The organism is Shewanella canadensis, assembly GCF_003966225.1.
Taxonomy (GTDB): Bacteria; Pseudomonadota; Gammaproteobacteria; order Enterobacterales; family Shewanellaceae; genus Shewanella; species Shewanella canadensis.
In genome coordinates, this window is sequence record NZ_RXNU01000006.1 from 222,224 (window position 1) to 241,668 (window position 19,445).

Below are 19,445 nucleotides of genomic sequence, written 5' to 3' on the forward strand. Positions count from 1 at the left end.
CAAAAGCTTGTTTGCTTGTCGGATAACAAGCTTGAAGTCTCTTTTATAGGTTCTTTGGGCTGATTGGGTATTGGCATATGTGTTTGAAGCTTGTTCCTTCAATTTTGTTTATCGCTTGCAGCGTGCTTTAGTGCAAGTAATCTCTCGGTACGCTGTGAATATATCCCTATACGCTCTGCGGTTTCATCCATGAAACCGAAGTCCTCGAGCTCACTCGCACCTGAGTTATTTGTTTCTTCGATTTGGGTTTACAAGTCCTCTCAAACTCGTTTCTGGACATAAACGAGTCAGAGCCTAGCCTCTAACTCGTGAGATTTTGGTTAGGAAAAGTATGGCAATTGGAGATGTGGTCCCTAAGGCTAGCCCTAGCTAGGAGCCGACTAAAAATACGCTATAGTCATAAGTGATCGGCTCATTATTTTCACCCCATTCTTCAACTAAAAATGAATCATTTAAGTATATTGGTAAATCATGATCAGTCTTAAGATTGCGAGGGTTTACTCTAAATTTTATTCTAGGTTTTAAATCCAAATAACAATTTTTACACTTTTCTACAGCGACTATTTCAAGCCGTAGCCCAGCCGGAATAGTTGTTCGCGACTTTACAAACCTATTATCGGTTCCGGGTGGCAGTGAAAATGAGTAAAAAACAGGGTGTTCCACTGTATGATCTGCTTCCGTCCATCCATGGAGGATAACCTTCTCTTTAGAGGTGACAATTAAACCTACAACTTCAGAATATGGTGTGATGGTACTTACATCATCAAAATCTACGGTCCCATAACCTGAGACCGTAATAGCCGCAATTATTATGATCCCTGAAATCATAGCTACAAGTGCTATCACTATGATTCGAATAAAAATTGTCATTTAGGCTCCTATCGCCGAACTCCATACCAAAAAATCCGAGTGAAACGCGTCAACTTGATGTTTTGTTAGATAAAAGCCATGCAAGCAATCATCTACTTCTCTTATCTCTTTGTTTGACAAAATAGAAAATTAACAGAAATATTAAAAATAGAATCGGTAAAAGAATAACTGAACCTGTCCAAAACATTATGCCAAGAGTCCAACTATCCACGTATTTGATGCCAGTAATAGCTTCATTCATAAAATCAACAGGATAAACTACTATGCCGGGAGCAAGCCAGATTAATGCATATACAATTGCAAACCAAAGTAGGTATTTTATGATAAAAGTTTTGATTCTCCTTCGCTCCATACTTTAGTTACCTAGCGACCATAGTTCATGAGCCGTAGATCTCATGTCACTGCTTGTTCTTTATTTCTGACAGAGGAGCTTGATGCTACTCAATCCGTGAGTTCATATTCCATGCCCTTGGGGCTTAATTGAGGTCCCCTGCGGCGTGAGCGAAGCATCGCTTCTTTACTTGAAGTCCATTCTAGCTAAAAAAGTGTAAACGCGCACAATTTGACCAGAGAATGAGCTTGAAATAAGTACAACTGTATAAAACGTATAGCTACTGATTAACTAATGCTACCGCTAAACAGATTAAGCTATCTTTCCAACTGATGAGAGAAAGTAATGGGAAAAAGGCTAATGCTGTATTGGACGAATTGAAGGTACTAACACGCAAAGGGGCATTTTCTTGTTAGCAACTTAACCAAGATAACCTCAATCGAAGAGAGAACTTTCTTGTGAATCAGCAAGTGTAGATGCGGCAGCGGACGTTGATGGAATGGATGCCATCGTCGAGCCTCCACGGATGGATTCACGGCGTTTCGCTGAAGTATCTGCACATACCTCGCCGGAGGTGATAGATAACAATGAAGGTACAACCTTCAAGCAAACTTCCCAATATCAACAACCCACAGAGAAAGTGTAATCAGCCTTCATTCGAAGGCTATCCAACTTGGGGCATTTTCTTGTTAGCAACTTAACCAAGATAACCTCAATCGAAGAGAGAACTTTCTTGTAAATCAGCAAGTGTAGATGCGGCAACGGACGTTGATGGCATGGCGAGGTTTCACATCGTGAAACTCTTCGAGCGAGAGATAGGGATATCGAACTGGCTTTTAAACAGGGATGTTGTTTGAAATCGCAGAGCGTATAGGGACATATTCACAACGATATCCATATCTAACAGCCAGTTCAGCATCCATGCTTCTCGTTCGTTAGATTGAAGCTTTGCTTCTCTCACCGTGTCACTGAAGTATCTGCACATCCCTCGCTGGAAGCGATAGATACCAATGAAAAGTATAACTTTCAAGCAAGCACTCCAATCCCAACTCAGCCAGAACCAAAACTAAAATGCAATCAGCCTTCATTCGAAGGTGGGTGAGCCTGAACGTCTCTTGAACTGTATCGCTAATCTAGGTGATAATGATCACGTTATGGGGATTTAGTATTGATGAGATTTGATAAGAAGATGGATTGGTTGGAAAAAGTAATTAGAAATATCATGTTATTTGTAGGGGTTTCAGGTGTCCTGGTTATCTATTGTGGCTTGTTTTTTATCCTGTTTAGTGGACGTGACACGACTGTGTTACCTTGGTATCTGCTGCTTTCTCCCTGGGTATGTATCTATTTTGGGCTAACCCAGACGAAACAATTGGCCGTTATTGAATGGTTTAAGCAAAAGATTGTCAGAAAGAAGTAACAGTATAATGATTAAGCAAGATGAACTTTGGAGGTATCAATGAGATTTCGCATGTATATGATCTATATCTTCTCGGCGTTACTCTTTAGTTTGCTTGTCGGCTGCTCTAAGAAGGAGCCCACCGAACCCACTGAACTCATCGATAAGCGCAGTGGTTGCCAGATTGACACTTATGGTAGCTGGACCTCGCCAATATCTGCGAGCGATGTCTACGGCTTATCAGACAATTTTGGCGAGTTACAGAGCGTCAATGATGCCGTGTATTTTGTACAATCCGATTCAGCCTCCAATGGCCGGGTCGGTATTAAACGCCTGGATTTTGATGGTAGCGTCTCCGATGCTGTGAGTAACGAGTTTGATGTCCGTTCTAAGGTGCACGAACACGGTGGTTCCCCTTTTCTCGGCATTGGCCAGAGTCTGTTTGTCTCTAAGGCTAAGGATCAGCTCCTCTATCGAATTGCGCCTAATCAAGAGCCTGTTCCGCTCACTCCCAATGGAACTCGTCATGCCGATTGCGTCTCCTATTCCAAAGGCTCCCGTATTATCTGTGTCAGGGAAGATCATCGCAATCAAGGTATGCCCGTTGCCAGTCTGGTTGCACTGAATTTGAATTTCTCTGGCGAGGGTGAACAGCTCATCTCCGGAGCCGATTTTTATTCGGCTCCCAGGGTCTCACCGGATAATAACCAGATGGCTTGGATCTCATGGAACCATCCCAATATGCCTTGGGATAATACACAATTATGGGTCGGTGAGCTTGAGCCTAAGGGCGGGCTACATAACGCCCGAAGGTTGATTGAAGATCGTCAAGGCTCGATCACCCAGCCCCTGTATAGCCCGAACGGTCAGCTCTATTTTGTGGCCGACTTTAATAATTGGTGGAACTTGTATCGCATCAATTCGCAGGGTGAGCTCGAACATGTGCTGGACATGGAGGCGGAGTTTGCCGTTCCCGATTGGAAGTTGGGTAACCATAACTACGCATTTGAGTCTGACAATACCATTATAGCCAGCTACAACCATAAAGGAGTGGCATCACTTATCCGTATCTATCTCGATACCGGATTAACAGAATCCATAGCGGTGGATTTTGGTGAGATATCCCAAGTCGTGAAAGGTGAAAATGGGATCTATTTTGTCGGCGCAAAAGTGACGCCGGAAAAGGGAGTTTATAAAGTTAATGGCCGCGGTACTCAACTAATCTATGCGCCGGAATTGCCGGTACTCGATCCTAACTATATCTCCAGAGCCGAAAATATCAGTTTTGAATCGGGGGATGGTGAACAGGTTTTTGGTTATTATTATGGTCCGGTCAACCCAGGCTTTGTCCCTCCTAAGGATTCTAGGCCGCCACTGTTAGTGATGTTACACGGTGGACCTACGGCTAAGGCGAGTCTCGCTTTCAGACGCGATATTCAGTTTTGGACCAGTCGGGGATTTGCGGTGATGGACCTCAATTATCGGGGCAGTTCGGGGTTCGGGCGTAAGTACCGTCAAAGTATCTATGGCCGCTGGGGCAAAGCGGATGTCGAAGATGCGGTCAGAGCGGCGGGTCATCTGGTGAACAAAGGTTGGGTCGATGGTTTGCAGCTTGCCATGCGGGGAAACAGCGCGGGTGGATTAACGGTGCTGTCATCATTAGCCTTCTTTGACACCTTTAAGGCCGGGGTGAGTTATTCGGGTATCAGCGACATGGAAGTATTGAGTAAAGAGGCGGATAAGTTTGAGTCAAAATACCTCGAACACTTAGTCGGACTCAGCACCGAAGAGCAAAATATCTATCGTCAGCGTTCTCCTTTGTATCACCTGGAGGAACTCGACGAGCCTCTGCTACTGATCCAGGGACAAGATGATGCCCTTGTTGCTCAGAAGCAGTCGAAGACCGTATTCAATGCACTTAAAGCCAAGGGGGTGCCTGTTGCTTATCTGGCTTTTAATGGCGAAGAGCATGGATTGAAGGACCCGCACAACAAGATCAAAGCCCTCGAGGTGGAACTGGCTTTTTACGGCAAAGTCTTTGGTTTCACGCCGGCAGGTGAGCAAGCGCCGTTACGTCTGGAAAATGCCCGCAATCTTAAACATGACCAATAGTTATTGTGTTGCACCTCTATTATTGCCCGTCGACCTATGCAACATAGCAACATCACTGCAAACTATAGTTTTGGGGCTGCTTGGACTATATCGGTTAACTTAAACTACTGATAATCGAGCAATCCGGCTGGTGCCCTCCGCAGCAGTCGTCCACCAAATGCTTTAGTTGTGCCTCGAGCGCCTGAAGCTTAATAATTCTACTACTTACCAGCTCGAGATGCGCCTTAGCTAAATTCTTAACGTCTTCGGCATCTCTTGTAGAATTAAGCTTAAGGTCGAGTAAGGCTCTGCAGTCATCGAGTGAGAAGCCTAAATCCCTGCTGTGGTGGATGAATTTTAGTGACTCAATTTGAGGTTGGTCATATTCCCTGTATCCGTTTTCACCGCGTGCAGCACAGATGAGCCCGATATCATGGTAATAGCGAATGCTCTTAATCGATAATCCTGTCTCTTTAGCAACTTCACCAATCTTCATATTTTGTCCTCTCTTCTATCCTCATTGGGCTATTTTTAAATTAGTTGAAAAATTTGTTTGACTCTCCCTTTAGGGGAGACATTACGCTTGTTCTACAGATAACGCAAACTCAATGAATCTTGGATGATTTGGAGTCAAAATTTATGACAAGCATGATTTTATATGTACCTAAAATGAACTGCGCCAGCTGTGTTGCCAAGATTGAGGGGGCATTTGCAAAGTTAGCCCCGGGGCCGTCAGGGGAAAACGTCGATGCGCGGGTGAATCTGGGTGAAAAGCAGGTGTTGATTAATGGCGAGATCACCAGCGAATTAGCCATATCAACGGTAGCCAGTGCAGGGTATGACAGCGAGCTGGTGCTCGATGCTAAGCTTGCTTCCGAATCTAAGGTTAAAGAAGAAAATATCGAGTATCGAACTCGTATTATCCAGTCATCCTTGGGTCTGGGCTTAGGTGTTCCTATGATGCTGTGGGGCCTGCTGGGTGGTGAAATGATGGTCAACAGTCCTAGTCAGCAACTCCTGTGGGGAGGGATGGGGTTGATAACTTTAGTACTGCTTATCACAACCGGAGGACACTTTTACCAGGGTATGTGGCGGGCCCTGAAAGCGGGTAGCGCTAACATGGATACCTTGATTGTGCTCGGTACCACGAGTGCCTGGCTATATTCCATGATAGTGGTGTTGATGCCTGGCGGATTTCCTGCCGAGGCCCGGCATGTTTATTTTGAAGCCAGTGTGATGATCTTAGGTTTAATCAACTTAGGTCATGCCCTTGAGCTCAGGGCTAAAGGCAAAACCGGTGAAGCGGTACAAAGGCTCATAGGTTTGCAGTCAACGACCGCTATCAGAGTGACCGATTCAGGCGATGAAGAGGTTGAAATCGCTTTTATCAAGATAGGTGACCGTCTCAGACTCAAGCCCGGAGACAGAGTCGCACTCGATGGTGAAGTGTTATCCGGTCATTCACAGCTTAATGAATCTATGTTGACAGGGGAGCCTGTACCCGTGAATAAATCTGTGGGTGATACCTTGAGTGCGGGAACCGTGAACGGCAACGGCAGCTTAATATTTGGCGTGACTGCAGGGCTGAATGATACCCGTCTGGCGAAGATCATCGAGTTAGTTCAACAGGCGCAAACATCTAAACTGCCTATTGGTCGCCTAACCGATAAAATATCGGCTTACTTTGTCCCTATCGTGGTGCTGATCGCACTGGCTGCGTCATTTATCTGGTTTATGGCCGGTCCCGCACCTCAGTTATCTCATGCGCTTATCGTACTGACCAGCGTGTTAATCATCGCCTGTCCCTGCGCCTTAGGTTTGGCGACGCCGATGTCGATAATGGTATCGGTGGGCAGGGCGGCAAAGATGGGGGTATTGATAAAAAATGGTGAAGCGCTGCAGACGGCGAGTAAAGTCAGCTGCGTGGTACTTGATAAAACCGGCACCATCACTATAGGTCGACCTTTGGTTACCGATATACAGTTGGCATCAGGAAATAACAGTATCGATGCTCCCGATAGGATAGAAACCTTGTTAACAAGCGTTGCGAGTCTGGAGCAACACTCAGAGCACCCGCTAGCCGATGCTATGCTAAGCGAAGCTAAATCCAGAAAGTTACCCTTGGTTGAGCCCGAACAGTTTACTAATTATCAAGGTAAGGGCATTGTCGGTGTTGTCGATGGCCGACAGTTGACCGTGGGTAACATGGAGTTAATGAAAATGCAGAGCGTCCATGACATAGATGCACTGGAAAATGAGGTCATAGAGTTTGCCGAGATGGGGAAAACCCCGGTTTTTGTCGCCCTAGAGGGGGCTTTGACGGCGGTTATCGCCATTACCGACCCGCTTAAACCCGATGCCTTCGATGCTATCTCGGCGTTAAAAAAATCGGGTAAGCGTGTGATCTTACTCAGCGGAGATAACCAGAAAACCGCGAATGCCGTGGCCAAGCAGGTGGGGATTGAGGAGGTGATAGCCGGGGTGCTACCCGAGCAGAAGCAGCAACATATTATCGACCTTAAAAGCAGCGGTGAGATTGTGGCCATGGTGGGGGATGGGATTAATGATGCGCCTGCATTAGTCAGCGCAGATGTGGGGATAGCGATGGGAGATGGCACGCAAGTGGCGATAGAGAGCGCCGATCTGACCTTCCTCTCTGGCAGATTATCAGTCCTGGCCGATACCTTCTCTCTGGCTAGTGCGAGTATGCGAAACATCAAGCAGAACCTGTTTGGGGCCTTTATCTATAATAGTTTAGGCATCCCCATTGCCGCAGGCGTGTTGTTTCCCTTTACCGGAATGCTGCTCAGCCCCGTTATCGCGGGAGGGGCGATGGCATTGTCTTCACTGACTGTGGTCACTAATGCGAATCGATTAAGACATCAGAAGTTGAATTAATCGCTATTGATGTTAGAAGAGTGCGCCTGCACTCTTCTAACCTATTGGTCCCGGTGAGTTAATGACCAGTCCACCATCTTGTTAAACATTCACTAACCAACTTGAAAATAAGAGGTTATATTAAAGTTGAGATGAACAAACGAGAAGGGCGAAGATGAAGACCAGGCTTGATGAATTCGATCTGAACTTGTTGAGAATATTAAGGGTGCTTGTGGCAACAAAAAGTACCCAAAAAACTGCGGAGCAGCTCAATATCTCTCAAACGACGGTGAGTCGTGCTTTGAGCCGTTTGCGCAGTGAGTTTGGTGAACAACTCTTCTTAAGAAAAGCACATGGGGTAGAACCCTCTTTTCTCGCTTATAAATTAGCACAAGCCTGTGAAGATATGCTGACTCCCATCTCTCATGTGGTCGAAACCTACCGGGATTTTAGTCCTTCAACATATGGTGGACGCATCTCTTTATTGATTAATACCTACCTGTTAGAAGTATTTAGTCAAGAATTGGTGACAGCCTTAACTGAAGCCTTTCCCAAGGCCAGCCTTGAGCTGGACTATTGGAAAGAGGGAAGTCTTGAGAAGGTGTGCAGGGGAGAGGTCGATTATTGTATTCAGTTTCAAAACTACGGTTTACCCCAAGAGTTACATCAAACTTCCTTGTTCTCTATAAGAAATACCTTACTCTTTGCTGGGTCTCACCCAGCTTTTGAGGGGGTAACTCATTTGGGGTGGGAGGAGTTAGCACAACATCCTATCGTTCAACTTTTGCTCCCTGAGTTTAATGAGCGTAACAGCCTTATCTCACAGGTTTACAAACGAGAAGGCTATGAAGCCGATATCAGGCTTAAAACTCACAGTCTGAAGACTGCTTGTTATTATCTAACGACTAGAAATGCCATTATGATTGGCAGCGAGTATATTACAGAGCTCTACCCTGAGCTTCGAAGCTGCCCTCTTCCCGTCCGTGATGACGCATTAATTACGATGAATCTAGTAGGTTCCTTTTTACAGACTCGGCGTAGCAGTCCCCTGCATCAGGCTATTAATAGTGTTATCCAATCATGTTTCTCTAGTCTACATAAGTGATTGTTCATCAGGCTCAGCTCTATCAAAAATGAATATCTCCTATTCATAGCCTTACTCCCCCTATCGATTAATATGGGTGTCGAACAGTGATTCACGGCCGAATTATTTAAATGCACCAGGGATGTTTGCTTTAGTCGATAGGGTGGAAATTCCATGAAATACAGCTCCAGATTGATAACCTCTTTTCTTGCACTTTTCATCAGCGGACAAGCTTTAGCCGAAAAACCGGAAGACTTCCGCTTTCCAAGGGAGTGTAGCTATACCGAAGCCGGTTACCCGGTCCCTTTATGCGGTCTGCCGTTGACCAATACGCCAGTTGTTGCTGAATCGATAGAGGAGCTAAAATCTTACCCGACGCATTTTATTGCGGGTCAGGAAGCCTTGAATGTGGACGAGATGCGCATTACGACCATAGGGTCGGGCAACCCCCCGGTCAGACTCGGTCAGGCATCGACCAGCTGGTTGGTTGAGCTTGGCAATGGAGATAATTTTATCTTCGATATCGGAGGCGGAACTGTGCCGGCGCTATGGAGTTTAGGTATTCCTCTGTCGACGCTCGATAAGGTGTTTGTTACGCATCTGCATTTAGATCATGTAGGCGGCATCTTTAATCTATGGGATTCGATGGGCTGGGGGAGAAATACGCCGCTGCATGTGTGGGGGGCGTCGGGCCACACCCCGGAACTCGGTGTTGCGGCGTTTGTTGAGCATGTTGAAAAGGCGGCAGCCTGGCACGTGCTGAGTAAAACAGGAATCGCGGCGCGGGAGGGAATGGAGATAAAAGCTCATGAATTTGACTATAAAAAATTCAGCCCTGAAACCCCGCGTCAGCTTGTTTACCATGAAAATGATGTGAAGATTTATGCTTTCCCCGTAGATCATATCTTAGAGGGGGCTGTGGGTTACCGCCTGGAGTGGAATGGTTTATCTATGGCCTTTACCGGTGACAGTGAACCCACAAGGTTTGAGGCTGAGATGGCAAGAGGGGTCGATGTATTTATCCATGAACTGTTTATCGATGCGTCCACATTCGCAGAAAAAAATGCAATGCCGTTAGCCCTTGCTCAAAATATTGCTCACAAGCACACCTCGCCGGAGGAGTTGGGGCAGATATTTTCTATTGCTCAGCCAAGATTGGGGGTAGGAACCCACTTTTTTACTAATGAGGACACCATAGATGGGGCTTTTGCCGGGATGGAGAAAACCTATTCGGGCCCGGTGGCGATTGCTCAAGATCTGATGGTGATAAATGTCAGTAAAGAGCAGGTGGTGACCAGAATGGCCAGAACCGACCTGCTATCTTGGTCGGCGCCATCGCCAAAAACCGATACTGAGCCGACTTATGATGCTAAACCCACCGAAGGGTTAACGCCAAGTTGGGTGTCACAAACAAGGCTCGAGCAAGAACACTAAGTCATTTTCAAAAGACCGGTAGTATCATCGCTGCTGGTCTTTCTGCTCTCAGTTAAGCTCATAAATTTGAAATGATGGTGTTGTCTTGGGCTATCTTAAATCTTGCTTGCGATTCAAAGGCCAGTTCCATTTACTCACCTTGGATGCATTATATGCCAGAGTGGCGGCGTCTCCTGAACTTGATAATTTTAGCCTGATCTACTATACTTTCGCGCTTGATTTTGCTCACTCAAGCGCTGGCAGCGTGAGTTCGCCGCGCATCGCATAACTGAATTCGGAATACTTAAACTTGATTACTACAGCTAATATCACCATGCAGTTTGGCGCTAAGCCACTGTTTGAAAACCTCTCAGTCAAATTTGGCGGCGGAAACAGATACGGTCTGATCGGCGCTAACGGCTGTGGTAAGTCAACCTTTATGAAGATCCTTGCCGGCGATCTTGAACCAACATCGGGTAACGTTTCATTAGATGTGAATGAACGTCTGGGTAAACTAAGCCAGAACCAGTTTGGTTATGAAACGTTTAATGTCGTCGATACCGTTATCATGGGTCATGCTGAACTTTGGAAAGTTAAGCAGGAGCGTGACCGTATCTACTCTCTGCCAGAAATGACAGAAGAGGAGGGGATTCAGGTTGCCAACCTTGAGATGGACTTCGCCGAGATGGATGGTTATACCGCCGAGTCTCGCGCTGGCGAACTCTTAATGGGTGTCGGTATCGGTGTCGAGCAACATTTCGGTTTGATGAGCGAAATTGCACCTGGCTTCAAGCTGCGTGTCCTTTTGGCACAGGCACTATTTTCCGATCCAGATGTGTTGCTTCTCGATGAGCCTACCAACAACTTGGATATCGATACGATTCGTTGGTTGCAGGAGATGCTTAACCAGCGTAGCAGCACCATGATCATCATCTCGCACGATAGATATTTCTTAAACTCTGTTTGTACCCATATGGCTGACTTGGATTATGGTGAACTACGCCTATTCCCTGGTAACTATGATGAGTACATGATGGCAGCTCAACAATCGCGTGAGCGTTTGATGTCAGACAATGCGAAGAAGAAAGCCCAGATTGCTGAGCTTCAAGGCTTCGTTGCCCGTTTCTCTGCTAACGCATCTAAAGCTAAGCAAGCCACATCACGTGCTAAGCTCATCGACAAGATTAAGCTTGATGATATTAAAGCATCGAGCCGTGTGAACCCGTTTATCCGATTCGAGCAAGAGAAGAAATTGTTCCGTAATGCCTTAGTGGTTGAAAACTTAACTAAAGGCTTCGATGATAGCCCGTTATTTAAAGACATGAACCTCATGGCTGAAGTGGGCGAGCGCATTGCTATTTTGGGTGATAACGGTGTGGGTAAGACAACCTTACTGCGTACCTTAGTTCACGATATCCCACAAGATAGCGGAACAATTCAATGGTCTGAAAACTCATCGATTGGTTACTACGCACAGGATCATGAATCAGATTTCGAAAACGAGATGACCTTGTTCGAGTGGATGAGCCAATGGCGCAAGCCGGAAGATGACGATCAATCGGTTCGTGGCTACTTAGGCCGCATGCTATTTGGTTCCGATGACATTAAGAAGTCGGTTAAAGTGCTTTCTGGTGGTGAGAAAGGCCGTATGTTATTTGGTAAGCTTATCATGCAAAAGCCAAACATCTTATTGCTGGATGAACCAACTAACCACATGGATATGGAATCAATCGAGTCATTGAACAATGCACTCGAGATGTACGAAGGTACCTTGCTGTTTGTCAGTCATGACCGTGCATTTGTATCATCTCTGGCAACTCGCATCATAGAGATCAGCAAAGATGGCATCAATGATTTCAAGGGAACTTACGATGAGTTCCTGGTAAGCAAAGGTGTTGTTGAAGGCTAAGCCTTTCACGCTAACAAATTATTGAAAAGCCTCAGAGGAATCTGGGGCTTTTTTATGTCTGGAACATTTATGCATATTTGGCAGGGATGCATACAAATTGGCGTTATGTTTGGAACGTTTATGACCATCTTGTCATAAAGAGTGTCTTTCTTTCATATAATTGTTTTTGTCCGAGAATCTCGTTTCTCTTCGCAATTCGTTTACTTGTCCCCCGTAAGGGGGATGCCAAAACATATTGTTTATTCGATGCTTACGTTACGTATCAATATAAGGAATGAGATGATGAAAACACAAAGTAAAAAATCTCTTATCTATTTTGCTCTTGGCCTAAGCATTACAATGGTCGGCTGCGGTGGGAGTGACAATGATTCATCGCCAGAACCAGTACCTACACCCGTTGTTCTTAGTGGTGTTTTTTCCGATAGCCCCGTATCTGGTCTTGGATTTGAAACTGCTAGTCAATCTGGTGTGACGGACGCTGAGGGTCAGTTTGACTATCTACAGGGCGAGGAGGTGGTATTTTTCTTGGGAGGAACGCGTTTTCCATCTGTGACTGCTCAAGAAGAAGTTACTCCGATGGATCTCTATCAAACCGATTCAGCATCAGATACTGGTGTGGTAAACACCTTGCGTATTTTACAGTCTCTAGACCAAGATCATGATGCGGAAAATGGTATTCAATTAGCCGATGAGATAAATGAGATTTTGGCTGGAACGCAGATGGACCCCCAAGATCCACTATTTGATCAACAGGCGACTGCTGCACTTGTTGTTGCGGGAATGAGCGCCGATGATTTGGTTGATTCCAACGAGGCCTTAGCACATTTTGGCCAAGGGCGTCCGTATCAACTAGCAGATCTGACCGGGCGTTGGCACAGCGTATTCTTTTCTATTCCGGTAATGGGGACGGCGTCGCAAAATAGTTTGAGCTATACCGTTGAAAGTTGGGATGTGACTGAGCAGGCTAGTATCACTAGTACCGCATTGATTAAAAATCCGGGCAGGGAGCTGGATACAGAAACCTATGGCATAAGTATGGATGAAAGGGGAATGATCACACTTATTGATGAAGGCGTGGCTGGTCTGGATATGGGCTTGAGTGCTAATAAGGATATTATTGCTAACTACTTTGCAGATGACGATGGACTTGAACAAGAATTAGGATTGGCTATCAAGCTGTCTAATGGCCACAGTGTGAGCGATCTCGAAGGGCAATGGCATAACCTCTCTATAGAAACTCCAGTCGCTGACAACTTTAACCCATCAGAGTTCGGAGTTTGGGCCGACTCCATGCAGATTGATGCACAGGGGCACGCGGTTATCCATGAGATGGCGCTCCCCAACCAACAAGCACAAACAGAGACCGAGGAGCTTACATTCTCACTTAATGATGCCGGAAAAGTCACATTTGAGGGCGATGATGAAACCAGCTTGATGTACATATCTAGAAGTAATGACGTCATCGTACGCCATGGACACAAGGCAGGTAGAGCGAGCTTGGTGGTGATGCTAAAGTCTAGCCTTACTCCCTCTTTGGCTGACCTGCAAGGGGAGTGGCGATTGTATAATTTACAAGTGCCCAATGAGGGGGATATGGATCCTGCCGACTTTGGCTACTGGATAGTGAACTTGTCGTTTGATGATAAGGGCAATGCCACATGGAGCCATGTTGCCACCTCAGAAGGTGCCTCGTTAACAGATCAATCCATGACGATGAGCCTCAACAATGGTTTATTTACCGGGGATGAGGATCTTTGGGCGATGAATCAGGCGAAAGATCTTATGGTGGTGACGTCAATCTACGACGGAAAAGCAGCCTATGCTATCGCGATTAAGCAAGTACGCTAAGCTGGGTGTTGATATAGTGGCTTAGTCATTCGTTATAAAATAAAGCTAAATTGGAATATTTTTTTGTGATTGCGAAGCGCAACTTTAAGCCTATCTATTCCTCCGAGTTGATAGGCTTTTTTTTGATTGCTTTTAGTTAATGTTCATCTTTGAAGCTTAATGTATCTGCCTTTTATGGGGACATAGTGAAGAGCTTGTCATGGGCATAGCGGCTTAATAATTCATTTTGATGCCGGGTCCCAGTCTTATGCAACAGGCTTTTAATTTGGCTCTTGATGGTTTCTTTAGACACATTTCTTATTCTTGCTATTTCACTGCCTGACTCACCACCAATTAGTAGGTGTAAAACTTGATTTTCAGCTTGAGTGAGTCGGATCGGTTGGGGGACTAAAGCCCTCAGCGGAAAGGACTGTAGACATTGTTGCGATGCAAAATCGGCTTGTTGCTGCGCCAAATTATGGTAGTGAGTAGCTAAGACCCAAGGAGCCAGAGAATGACTAAGTTGTTGTTGCAGGGCACGAGCATTGCGGTCGAACGCCTTAGAGAAGCGATGAGCGGTAAAAATGAGATAGAGGTGTTTGGGGTAGCAGGCTATCTGGCTTAAAGAGTGATTGAATTTAAAATAAGGCTGCAGAGTGTCTAAAAATATCGGGTCTTGAATTTTTTGTATTGGTAACAGGTCATGCATGAAATGTGATGCTCCAATAAGCCCCTGTTTAAGGTAGGTATTGAGGTAAACATCGTGTGCTTTATGCTTGCCGTAGAAAGCAATATCTTGCTCTGATAGCTGAGGTGACCAAGTATGTTGAAATGATAATCCTGTATCGACAAGGGTGATGGTTATGACGTCAGCTTCTATCCAAGTTGAGAGGAGAGCAAAATCTTCCCCTTGTATCAGCCTGATATTCTGAGTTGCAATGAGTCCTTGCTGCCATACTGCGAACTTATTCCAGTCCATACTCTTCATTACAATAATAACTTTGGTAACATACAGGTAACATGTTGTGAGAGAGAATTTCAAGCTGTAAGGTAGGTTTTTTTGTTATCTTTGACCTAAGTCAAAATAGGGAGAGGAAGACGAAAATCCCCGAACTTAGAAAACTTCAGGACTCCTTACCTTATGTTTATGACAATAAGCGGATACCGTTATGACAAAAACTAAGCAATAAAAAGGCGAACCACTCGGTTCGCCTTTCGTGTATAGCTCTTTGTCTTGACTAATCGTTAAATACTGAAGAATATTCCGGCTAAAACTGCACTCATCAGGTTAGCCAATGTGGCGGCAAGAACGGCCTTAAAGCCTAAGTTTGCCACATCTGCGCTGCGCTCAGGCGCCATTACACCTATGCTGCCGAGCTGAATCGCAATTGAACCTATGTTGGCAAAACCACACAGAGCGAAGGTGATGATGATCTGAGAGTGGGCCGAGAGTTGATCTTTCACCGAGACAAAGTCCATGAAGGCGACAAATTCATTCAGGATAAGCTTCTGCCCGATGAATCCTCCTGCTTGCATCATCTCATTGGCAGGTACACCTATGATAAAGGCTACGGGTGCGAAGAGATAACCCAGCAGGCTTTGAAGCGTGACACCTTCGAAGTTGAACCATAAACCTAACTGTTCCAGACCAGCGTTAAACATAGCGATGACGCTGATAAATGCGATAAGCATAGTACCGATAGCCACGGCTACCCGCATACCATTCATGGCGCCGGAGGCTAAGGCGTCGATGGCATTGCTGTGCTCACTCTTGTTCATATCGATTGCCTGGCCTGCATCAGGAGTCTCGACTTCCGGTACCAGTAACTTTGCCATCATCAGACTGCCCGGTGCGGCCATAAAGCTCGCCGCGATGAGGAACTTAAGGTCTACACCTAAACCCGCATATCCACCTAAGACACTGCCCGCTACCGATGCCATTCCGCCGGTCATAACTGCAAAGAGCTCCGAGCGGGTCATTTTTGGCAGGAAAGGCTTAACCAGCAATGGCGACTCCCCCTGACTCAGAAAGATGTTTCCGGTGGCGACCAAAGACTCTGCGCGGCTGATGCCGAGTAACTTTTGTAGTGCTCCGCCAATGATTTTTATCACCCACTGCATGATGCCGAAGTAGTACAACATGGAGATGAGGGCACTGATGAATATCACCAGAGGTAATACTCTAATCGCAAATATGAATCCTGTGCTGGCCAGATCGCCAAACAGAAATTTAATCCCTTCGTCGGCAAATCTTAACACCGATGCGACGCCTTGACTGACGCTGCCCAGTACCTGTTGTCCCATGGGGACGTAGAGGACCAGGGCAGCAAAGCCTGCCTGAAGGGTTAGTGCACCGATAACGGTACGCCATTTAATTGCACCGCGATTTTCAGAGAAAATCCAGCCACAGAGTATAAGAAATAAGATCCCGGCCAAGCTAATCAACAACTGCATGATTTATCCAAGTTTGAACTACAAAGGAGTAAGTCGAAGATGATCGTATGCTTGTTTTGATGACGCTGGGGCACGCTTTTGATAAAGCGACATTTGACGTCGTCAAGTGAAGACACTTAGACGAGCGGTTTGAGTTGTCCGGCCATTGATACAAGAAAAGATCACCTTTAAAACTTACAAAAGTTTTGCCGGTCCAACTCCGTGGGTCGATCACTTGTCCTTGTAACAGCCAGCTTTGAACCTGAGGTTCGAGCCGGAAAAGGATTATACAAAAAACATTACAGATTAAAAGTAATTAATGTTGCTAAATTACAGTTTGACTAGATTGTAGACTGGCTGGCGATTTTTTATGGGATTTTATACTGAATTTAGCATTTTTGTTGAAATATTATTACTTAATAGTGCAGAGTGGTGGGAGAGAAAGAGAAAGGCCTGCAAGCAGGCCTTATGAGGTGGTATCGGTTGGTATTCGTTTATCGATTATTTATTGAAACGCGTCTGCAGGTAGTCAAATACGGCGCGGATACCGAAGGCTTCACCGCCAATAGGGCGACCGGGCAGTTTACGGTTATTCCAGGCCATCACATCGAAGTGACTCCAGCTGATATCTTCATCGACAAAGGCTTCTAGATAGAGGGCTGCAGTAATTGCGCCACCAAACGGTACCTTGCCGCAGTTTGCTAGATCGGCGATATCACTGCCGGTCAGCTCGAAGTATGGCTTATGAAGTGGCATGCGCCAGATTGGATCTTGAACCTTAAGGCCAGACTGAGTCATGTCTATAGCCACCTGATCATCATTACTGAAGAAACCGGGGAGCTCAGTTCCCAGAGCGATACGCATTGCACCGGTAAGCGTGGCGAAGTCTATCATAAGCTCAGGCTTGTCATTGTTGGCTTCGGCGAGCGCGTCACACAGGACCAAGCGCCCCTCGGCATCGGTATTATCGATCTCAACCGTGAGCCCTTTACGGGTTTTAATGACATCCCCGGGTCTGAACGCATTGGCAGATACGGCATTTTCTACCGCAGGAACAAGCACGCGGAGGCGGATTGGCAAGTTACTGGCCATGATCTGATGTGCTAAGCCGATAACATGCGCGGCGCCGCCCATATCTTTCTTCATCAGACGCATACCCGCGCCAGGTTTAAGATCCAGTCCACCGGAGTCGAAGCAGACCCCTTTACCGACTAAGGTGACTTTCGGCGCATCTTCATCTCCCCAGGTAAGGTCGATAAGACGTGGTAAGTTCTCACTTGCGCGGCCAACCATATGGATAGTCGGGTAGTTCTGCTCCAGCAGCTCGTCGCCCACAATTTGTGTGACACTTGCACCAAATTCGCTGGCTAAACTTTCCAGAGTCTCACCTAAATGCTGTGGCATCATATCGGCAGCCGGCGTGTTGACCAGATCACGTACAATAGAGACTGAACGCACCATCTTCAGTGCTTCATCGGCTTGTGCCTGAGTCGGCAATACAAGCTGAGGGAAGACCTTTTCACTGGCCTTATATCTATCGAAGGTATAGGCACCCAATCCCCAACTGAATGCGGCGACCTTTATCTGCTCATCAGAGCCGGTAATTGCATATTTTCCTGCTGGAAGCTGGCTAACGAGATCGCCACATAACCAGTAAGACTCAGTCTCAGCGCTTACTAAGATAACCTGTGCCAGCTCGCCGTTGGCCGAGGGGATAAGGCTCATGCCCTTGCCGGTAAACTGTGTGCTGCTTAGCCAGTTCTTCGTTTGCTGCTCTTGCTGCGCCAACCAGTCGGCATAAGAATCTGTGTGTAAGATGGTCAGTGGCGTGCCTGGAACGCCTGAAATCAATAAATCAGTCATGTGGGACTCGTACTCTCTGCTGGTAGTTAAAATAGTTAGGGAAGAGTGAACAACTCATTAAAAATTGAGTATATACCATTAGGGTAACAGGCTATGAATTCGGGGGGAAGCGGGGAGGGGATTTCGGTATCACAATACAGGTAGGAGTGTTATCCAGCTGTAGTTCAGATTGTATAATGCAGACTCAAAAGGAAAGTCAGAACATTAATCTTTACTGCCAGCCAACACCGGAGATTTTCGCTGTCTTTTTCTCTCTGACATATTATTAAATGAGCTGGGTAATACATCGACCCCGACCATTTTGCCGACTTTTACCACCAATGGGATAGTGATCGGAGCGAATGGCAATACTGCAAACATGCCAAGTCCCAGTCCTTTTAACAGATCCCCGAATTGCCTGTTAGCTTCTCGCAGTTCTTCACGATTGGCCTGCTTTCGGGTGTAACGTTTGTAGGTGACCAACATCTCTTTGGTCTCCTGCTTTTCCTGCGCCAATGCTTCCTTGAGGATGATTAGATCGCGTTTTATACGTATCGAAAAGCGCCGCTTGCTGATGCGGAAGACTCGAATGGGCGCTTTATGAACATGGGCGTATATTTTCATGGCGCGGATTGTCTCACAGGCTGTCTCATTGGCATAGTTATGGTTTCTTCTTTGTGTAAGTAATTCTTATGATTGTCATGTTGCTACTCTTTAAATCTAGTTTATAGGAAGCGGGTGAGTGGAATGACCATTGGTCTTATATTGTATCCACTCTTTTCATCAATGATTGGTTAGTCAGGAAAATGAGCGCGACTTCCTGTATATGATGTATACCAATCGGGATAAGAAAGTGATCTACTCAGAGTCTTTTGGCAAACTAATTCAAGGCGAATGGATGAGGGAATGGTGATCCCTTCTGAAGTCATTCAACGTAGAAGTAGGCAGCCAAAAACACTCCTGGAAGGCGAGTTTTAGCGCACCTGATACTGTGTTAACGAGCTTAAACGTAGAATAACTATGTTCTTCACTCGTTGCGAGCAACACGGTCTTGTATGTTCCCTACATACTTAAGACATTTCCTCCATCCCTGGAGGTCAGATGTTGTGAATGCCATTTATGCACGACTATATGGTCTATTTTATTCCATACAAAATAAGACATTCCCTCCTTCCATGGAGGTCAGATATAGGAGGTAGAGCGAAGCACGACTGAAAGGATTCAGGAGGTAGAGTAACGCATGGAGCAGTTACCGAGGATGCCAGAGCCGAGGAGCAATTAATGACCTTGCCTCAGAAGCGCTAAATTCTCGCTGAGCGATCACATCTTTATACCGATTTGTATTAGGTGTAAACAAATAGTAACGGCG

The 19,445-nt window shown here is 46.0% G+C and carries 14 protein-coding genes; 7 read left to right on the forward strand and 7 right to left on the reverse strand.

What is annotated here, in order from left to right; translation table 11 throughout:
• Positions 1–369: 369 nt before the first annotated feature.
• Both EKG38_RS13460 and EKG38_RS13465 read right to left on the reverse strand, forming a co-directional pair.
• Entirely contained in the window at positions 370–870 is a 501-nt protein-coding gene (locus EKG38_RS13460; RefSeq protein ID WP_246033164.1) for a hypothetical protein, read from the reverse strand.
• Between the two features lie 1,118 nt (positions 871–1,988).
• Positions 1,989–2,231: a hypothetical protein gene (locus tag EKG38_RS13465; RefSeq protein WP_126520755.1), complete on the reverse strand. Its 243-nt coding sequence runs from the start codon at positions 2,229–2,231 to the stop codon at positions 1,989–1,991.
• 141 nt (positions 2,232–2,372) lie between these two features.
• Here EKG38_RS13465 and EKG38_RS13470 point away from each other — a divergent pair, with 141 nt between their 5' ends.
• Both EKG38_RS13470 and EKG38_RS13475 read left to right on the forward strand, forming a co-directional pair.
• A complete protein-coding gene (locus EKG38_RS13470; RefSeq protein WP_126520864.1) occupies positions 2,373–2,621 on the forward strand; it encodes a hypothetical protein in 249 nt (82 codons plus the stop codon).
• 39 nt (positions 2,622–2,660) lie between these two features.
• A complete protein-coding gene (locus tag EKG38_RS13475) occupies positions 2,661–4,712 on the forward strand; it encodes a S9 family peptidase (protein WP_126520756.1) in 2,052 nt (683 codons plus the stop codon).
• 94 nt (positions 4,713–4,806) lie between these two features.
• Here EKG38_RS13475 and EKG38_RS13480 read toward each other — a convergent pair whose 3' ends face one another.
• Positions 4,807–5,187, reverse strand: a complete 381-nt coding sequence (locus EKG38_RS13480) for a MerR family DNA-binding protein (RefSeq protein ID WP_126520757.1) — start codon at positions 5,185–5,187, stop codon at positions 4,807–4,809.
• A gap of 143 nt (positions 5,188–5,330) precedes the next feature.
• Here EKG38_RS13480 and EKG38_RS13485 point away from each other — a divergent pair, with 143 nt between their 5' ends.
• The 5 genes from EKG38_RS13485 (at position 5,331) to EKG38_RS13505 (ending at position 13,822) form a co-directional block, all read left to right on the forward strand.
• Positions 5,331–7,589 carry a heavy metal translocating P-type ATPase gene (locus EKG38_RS13485; protein WP_126520758.1) on the forward strand — a complete coding sequence of 753 codons (2,259 nt, stop codon included), beginning with the start codon at positions 5,331–5,333 and terminating at the stop codon, positions 7,587–7,589.
• A gap of 154 nt (positions 7,590–7,743) precedes the next feature.
• Positions 7,744–8,673, forward strand: a complete 930-nt coding sequence (locus EKG38_RS13490; protein ID WP_126520759.1) for a LysR family transcriptional regulator — start codon at positions 7,744–7,746, stop codon at positions 8,671–8,673.
• A gap of 153 nt (positions 8,674–8,826) precedes the next feature.
• Positions 8,827–10,086 (forward strand): guanitoxin biosynthesis MBL fold metallo-hydrolase GntH, encoded by a 1,260-nt coding sequence (gntH, locus tag EKG38_RS13495; protein WP_126520760.1) that lies wholly within the window; start codon positions 8,827–8,829, stop codon positions 10,084–10,086.
• Positions 10,087–10,375: 289 nt separating this feature from the next.
• Positions 10,376–11,974, forward strand: coding sequence for an ABC-F family ATPase (locus EKG38_RS13500; protein ID WP_126520761.1), 1,599 nt, complete (start codon positions 10,376–10,378; stop codon positions 11,972–11,974).
• Between the two features lie 279 nt (positions 11,975–12,253).
• Positions 12,254–13,822 carry a hypothetical protein gene (locus EKG38_RS13505; RefSeq protein ID WP_126520762.1) on the forward strand — a complete coding sequence of 523 codons (1,569 nt, stop codon included), beginning with the start codon at positions 12,254–12,256 and terminating at the stop codon, positions 13,820–13,822.
• Positions 13,823–13,994: 172 nt separating this feature from the next.
• Here the strand turns inward: EKG38_RS13505 and EKG38_RS13510 are convergent, their stop codons facing one another.
• The 4 genes from EKG38_RS13510 to EKG38_RS13525 form a co-directional block, all read right to left on the reverse strand.
• A complete protein-coding gene (locus EKG38_RS13510) occupies positions 13,995–14,780 on the reverse strand; it encodes a helix-turn-helix transcriptional regulator (RefSeq protein WP_185826853.1) in 786 nt (261 codons plus the stop codon).
• 266 nt (positions 14,781–15,046) lie between these two features.
• Complete coding sequence (locus EKG38_RS13515; RefSeq protein WP_126520764.1) at positions 15,047–16,255, reverse strand: NupC/NupG family nucleoside CNT transporter; 1,209 nt, start codon at positions 16,253–16,255, stop codon at positions 15,047–15,049.
• A 480-nt stretch (positions 16,256–16,735) separates the two neighbouring features.
• Positions 16,736–18,097 (reverse strand): leucyl aminopeptidase family protein, encoded by a 1,362-nt coding sequence (locus EKG38_RS13520; RefSeq protein ID WP_126520765.1) that lies wholly within the window; start codon positions 18,095–18,097, stop codon positions 16,736–16,738.
• Positions 18,098–18,301: 204 nt separating this feature from the next.
• Positions 18,302–18,700, reverse strand: a complete 399-nt coding sequence (locus EKG38_RS13525; RefSeq protein ID WP_126520766.1) for a hypothetical protein — start codon at positions 18,698–18,700, stop codon at positions 18,302–18,304.
• Positions 18,701–19,445: the final 745 nt, after the last annotated feature.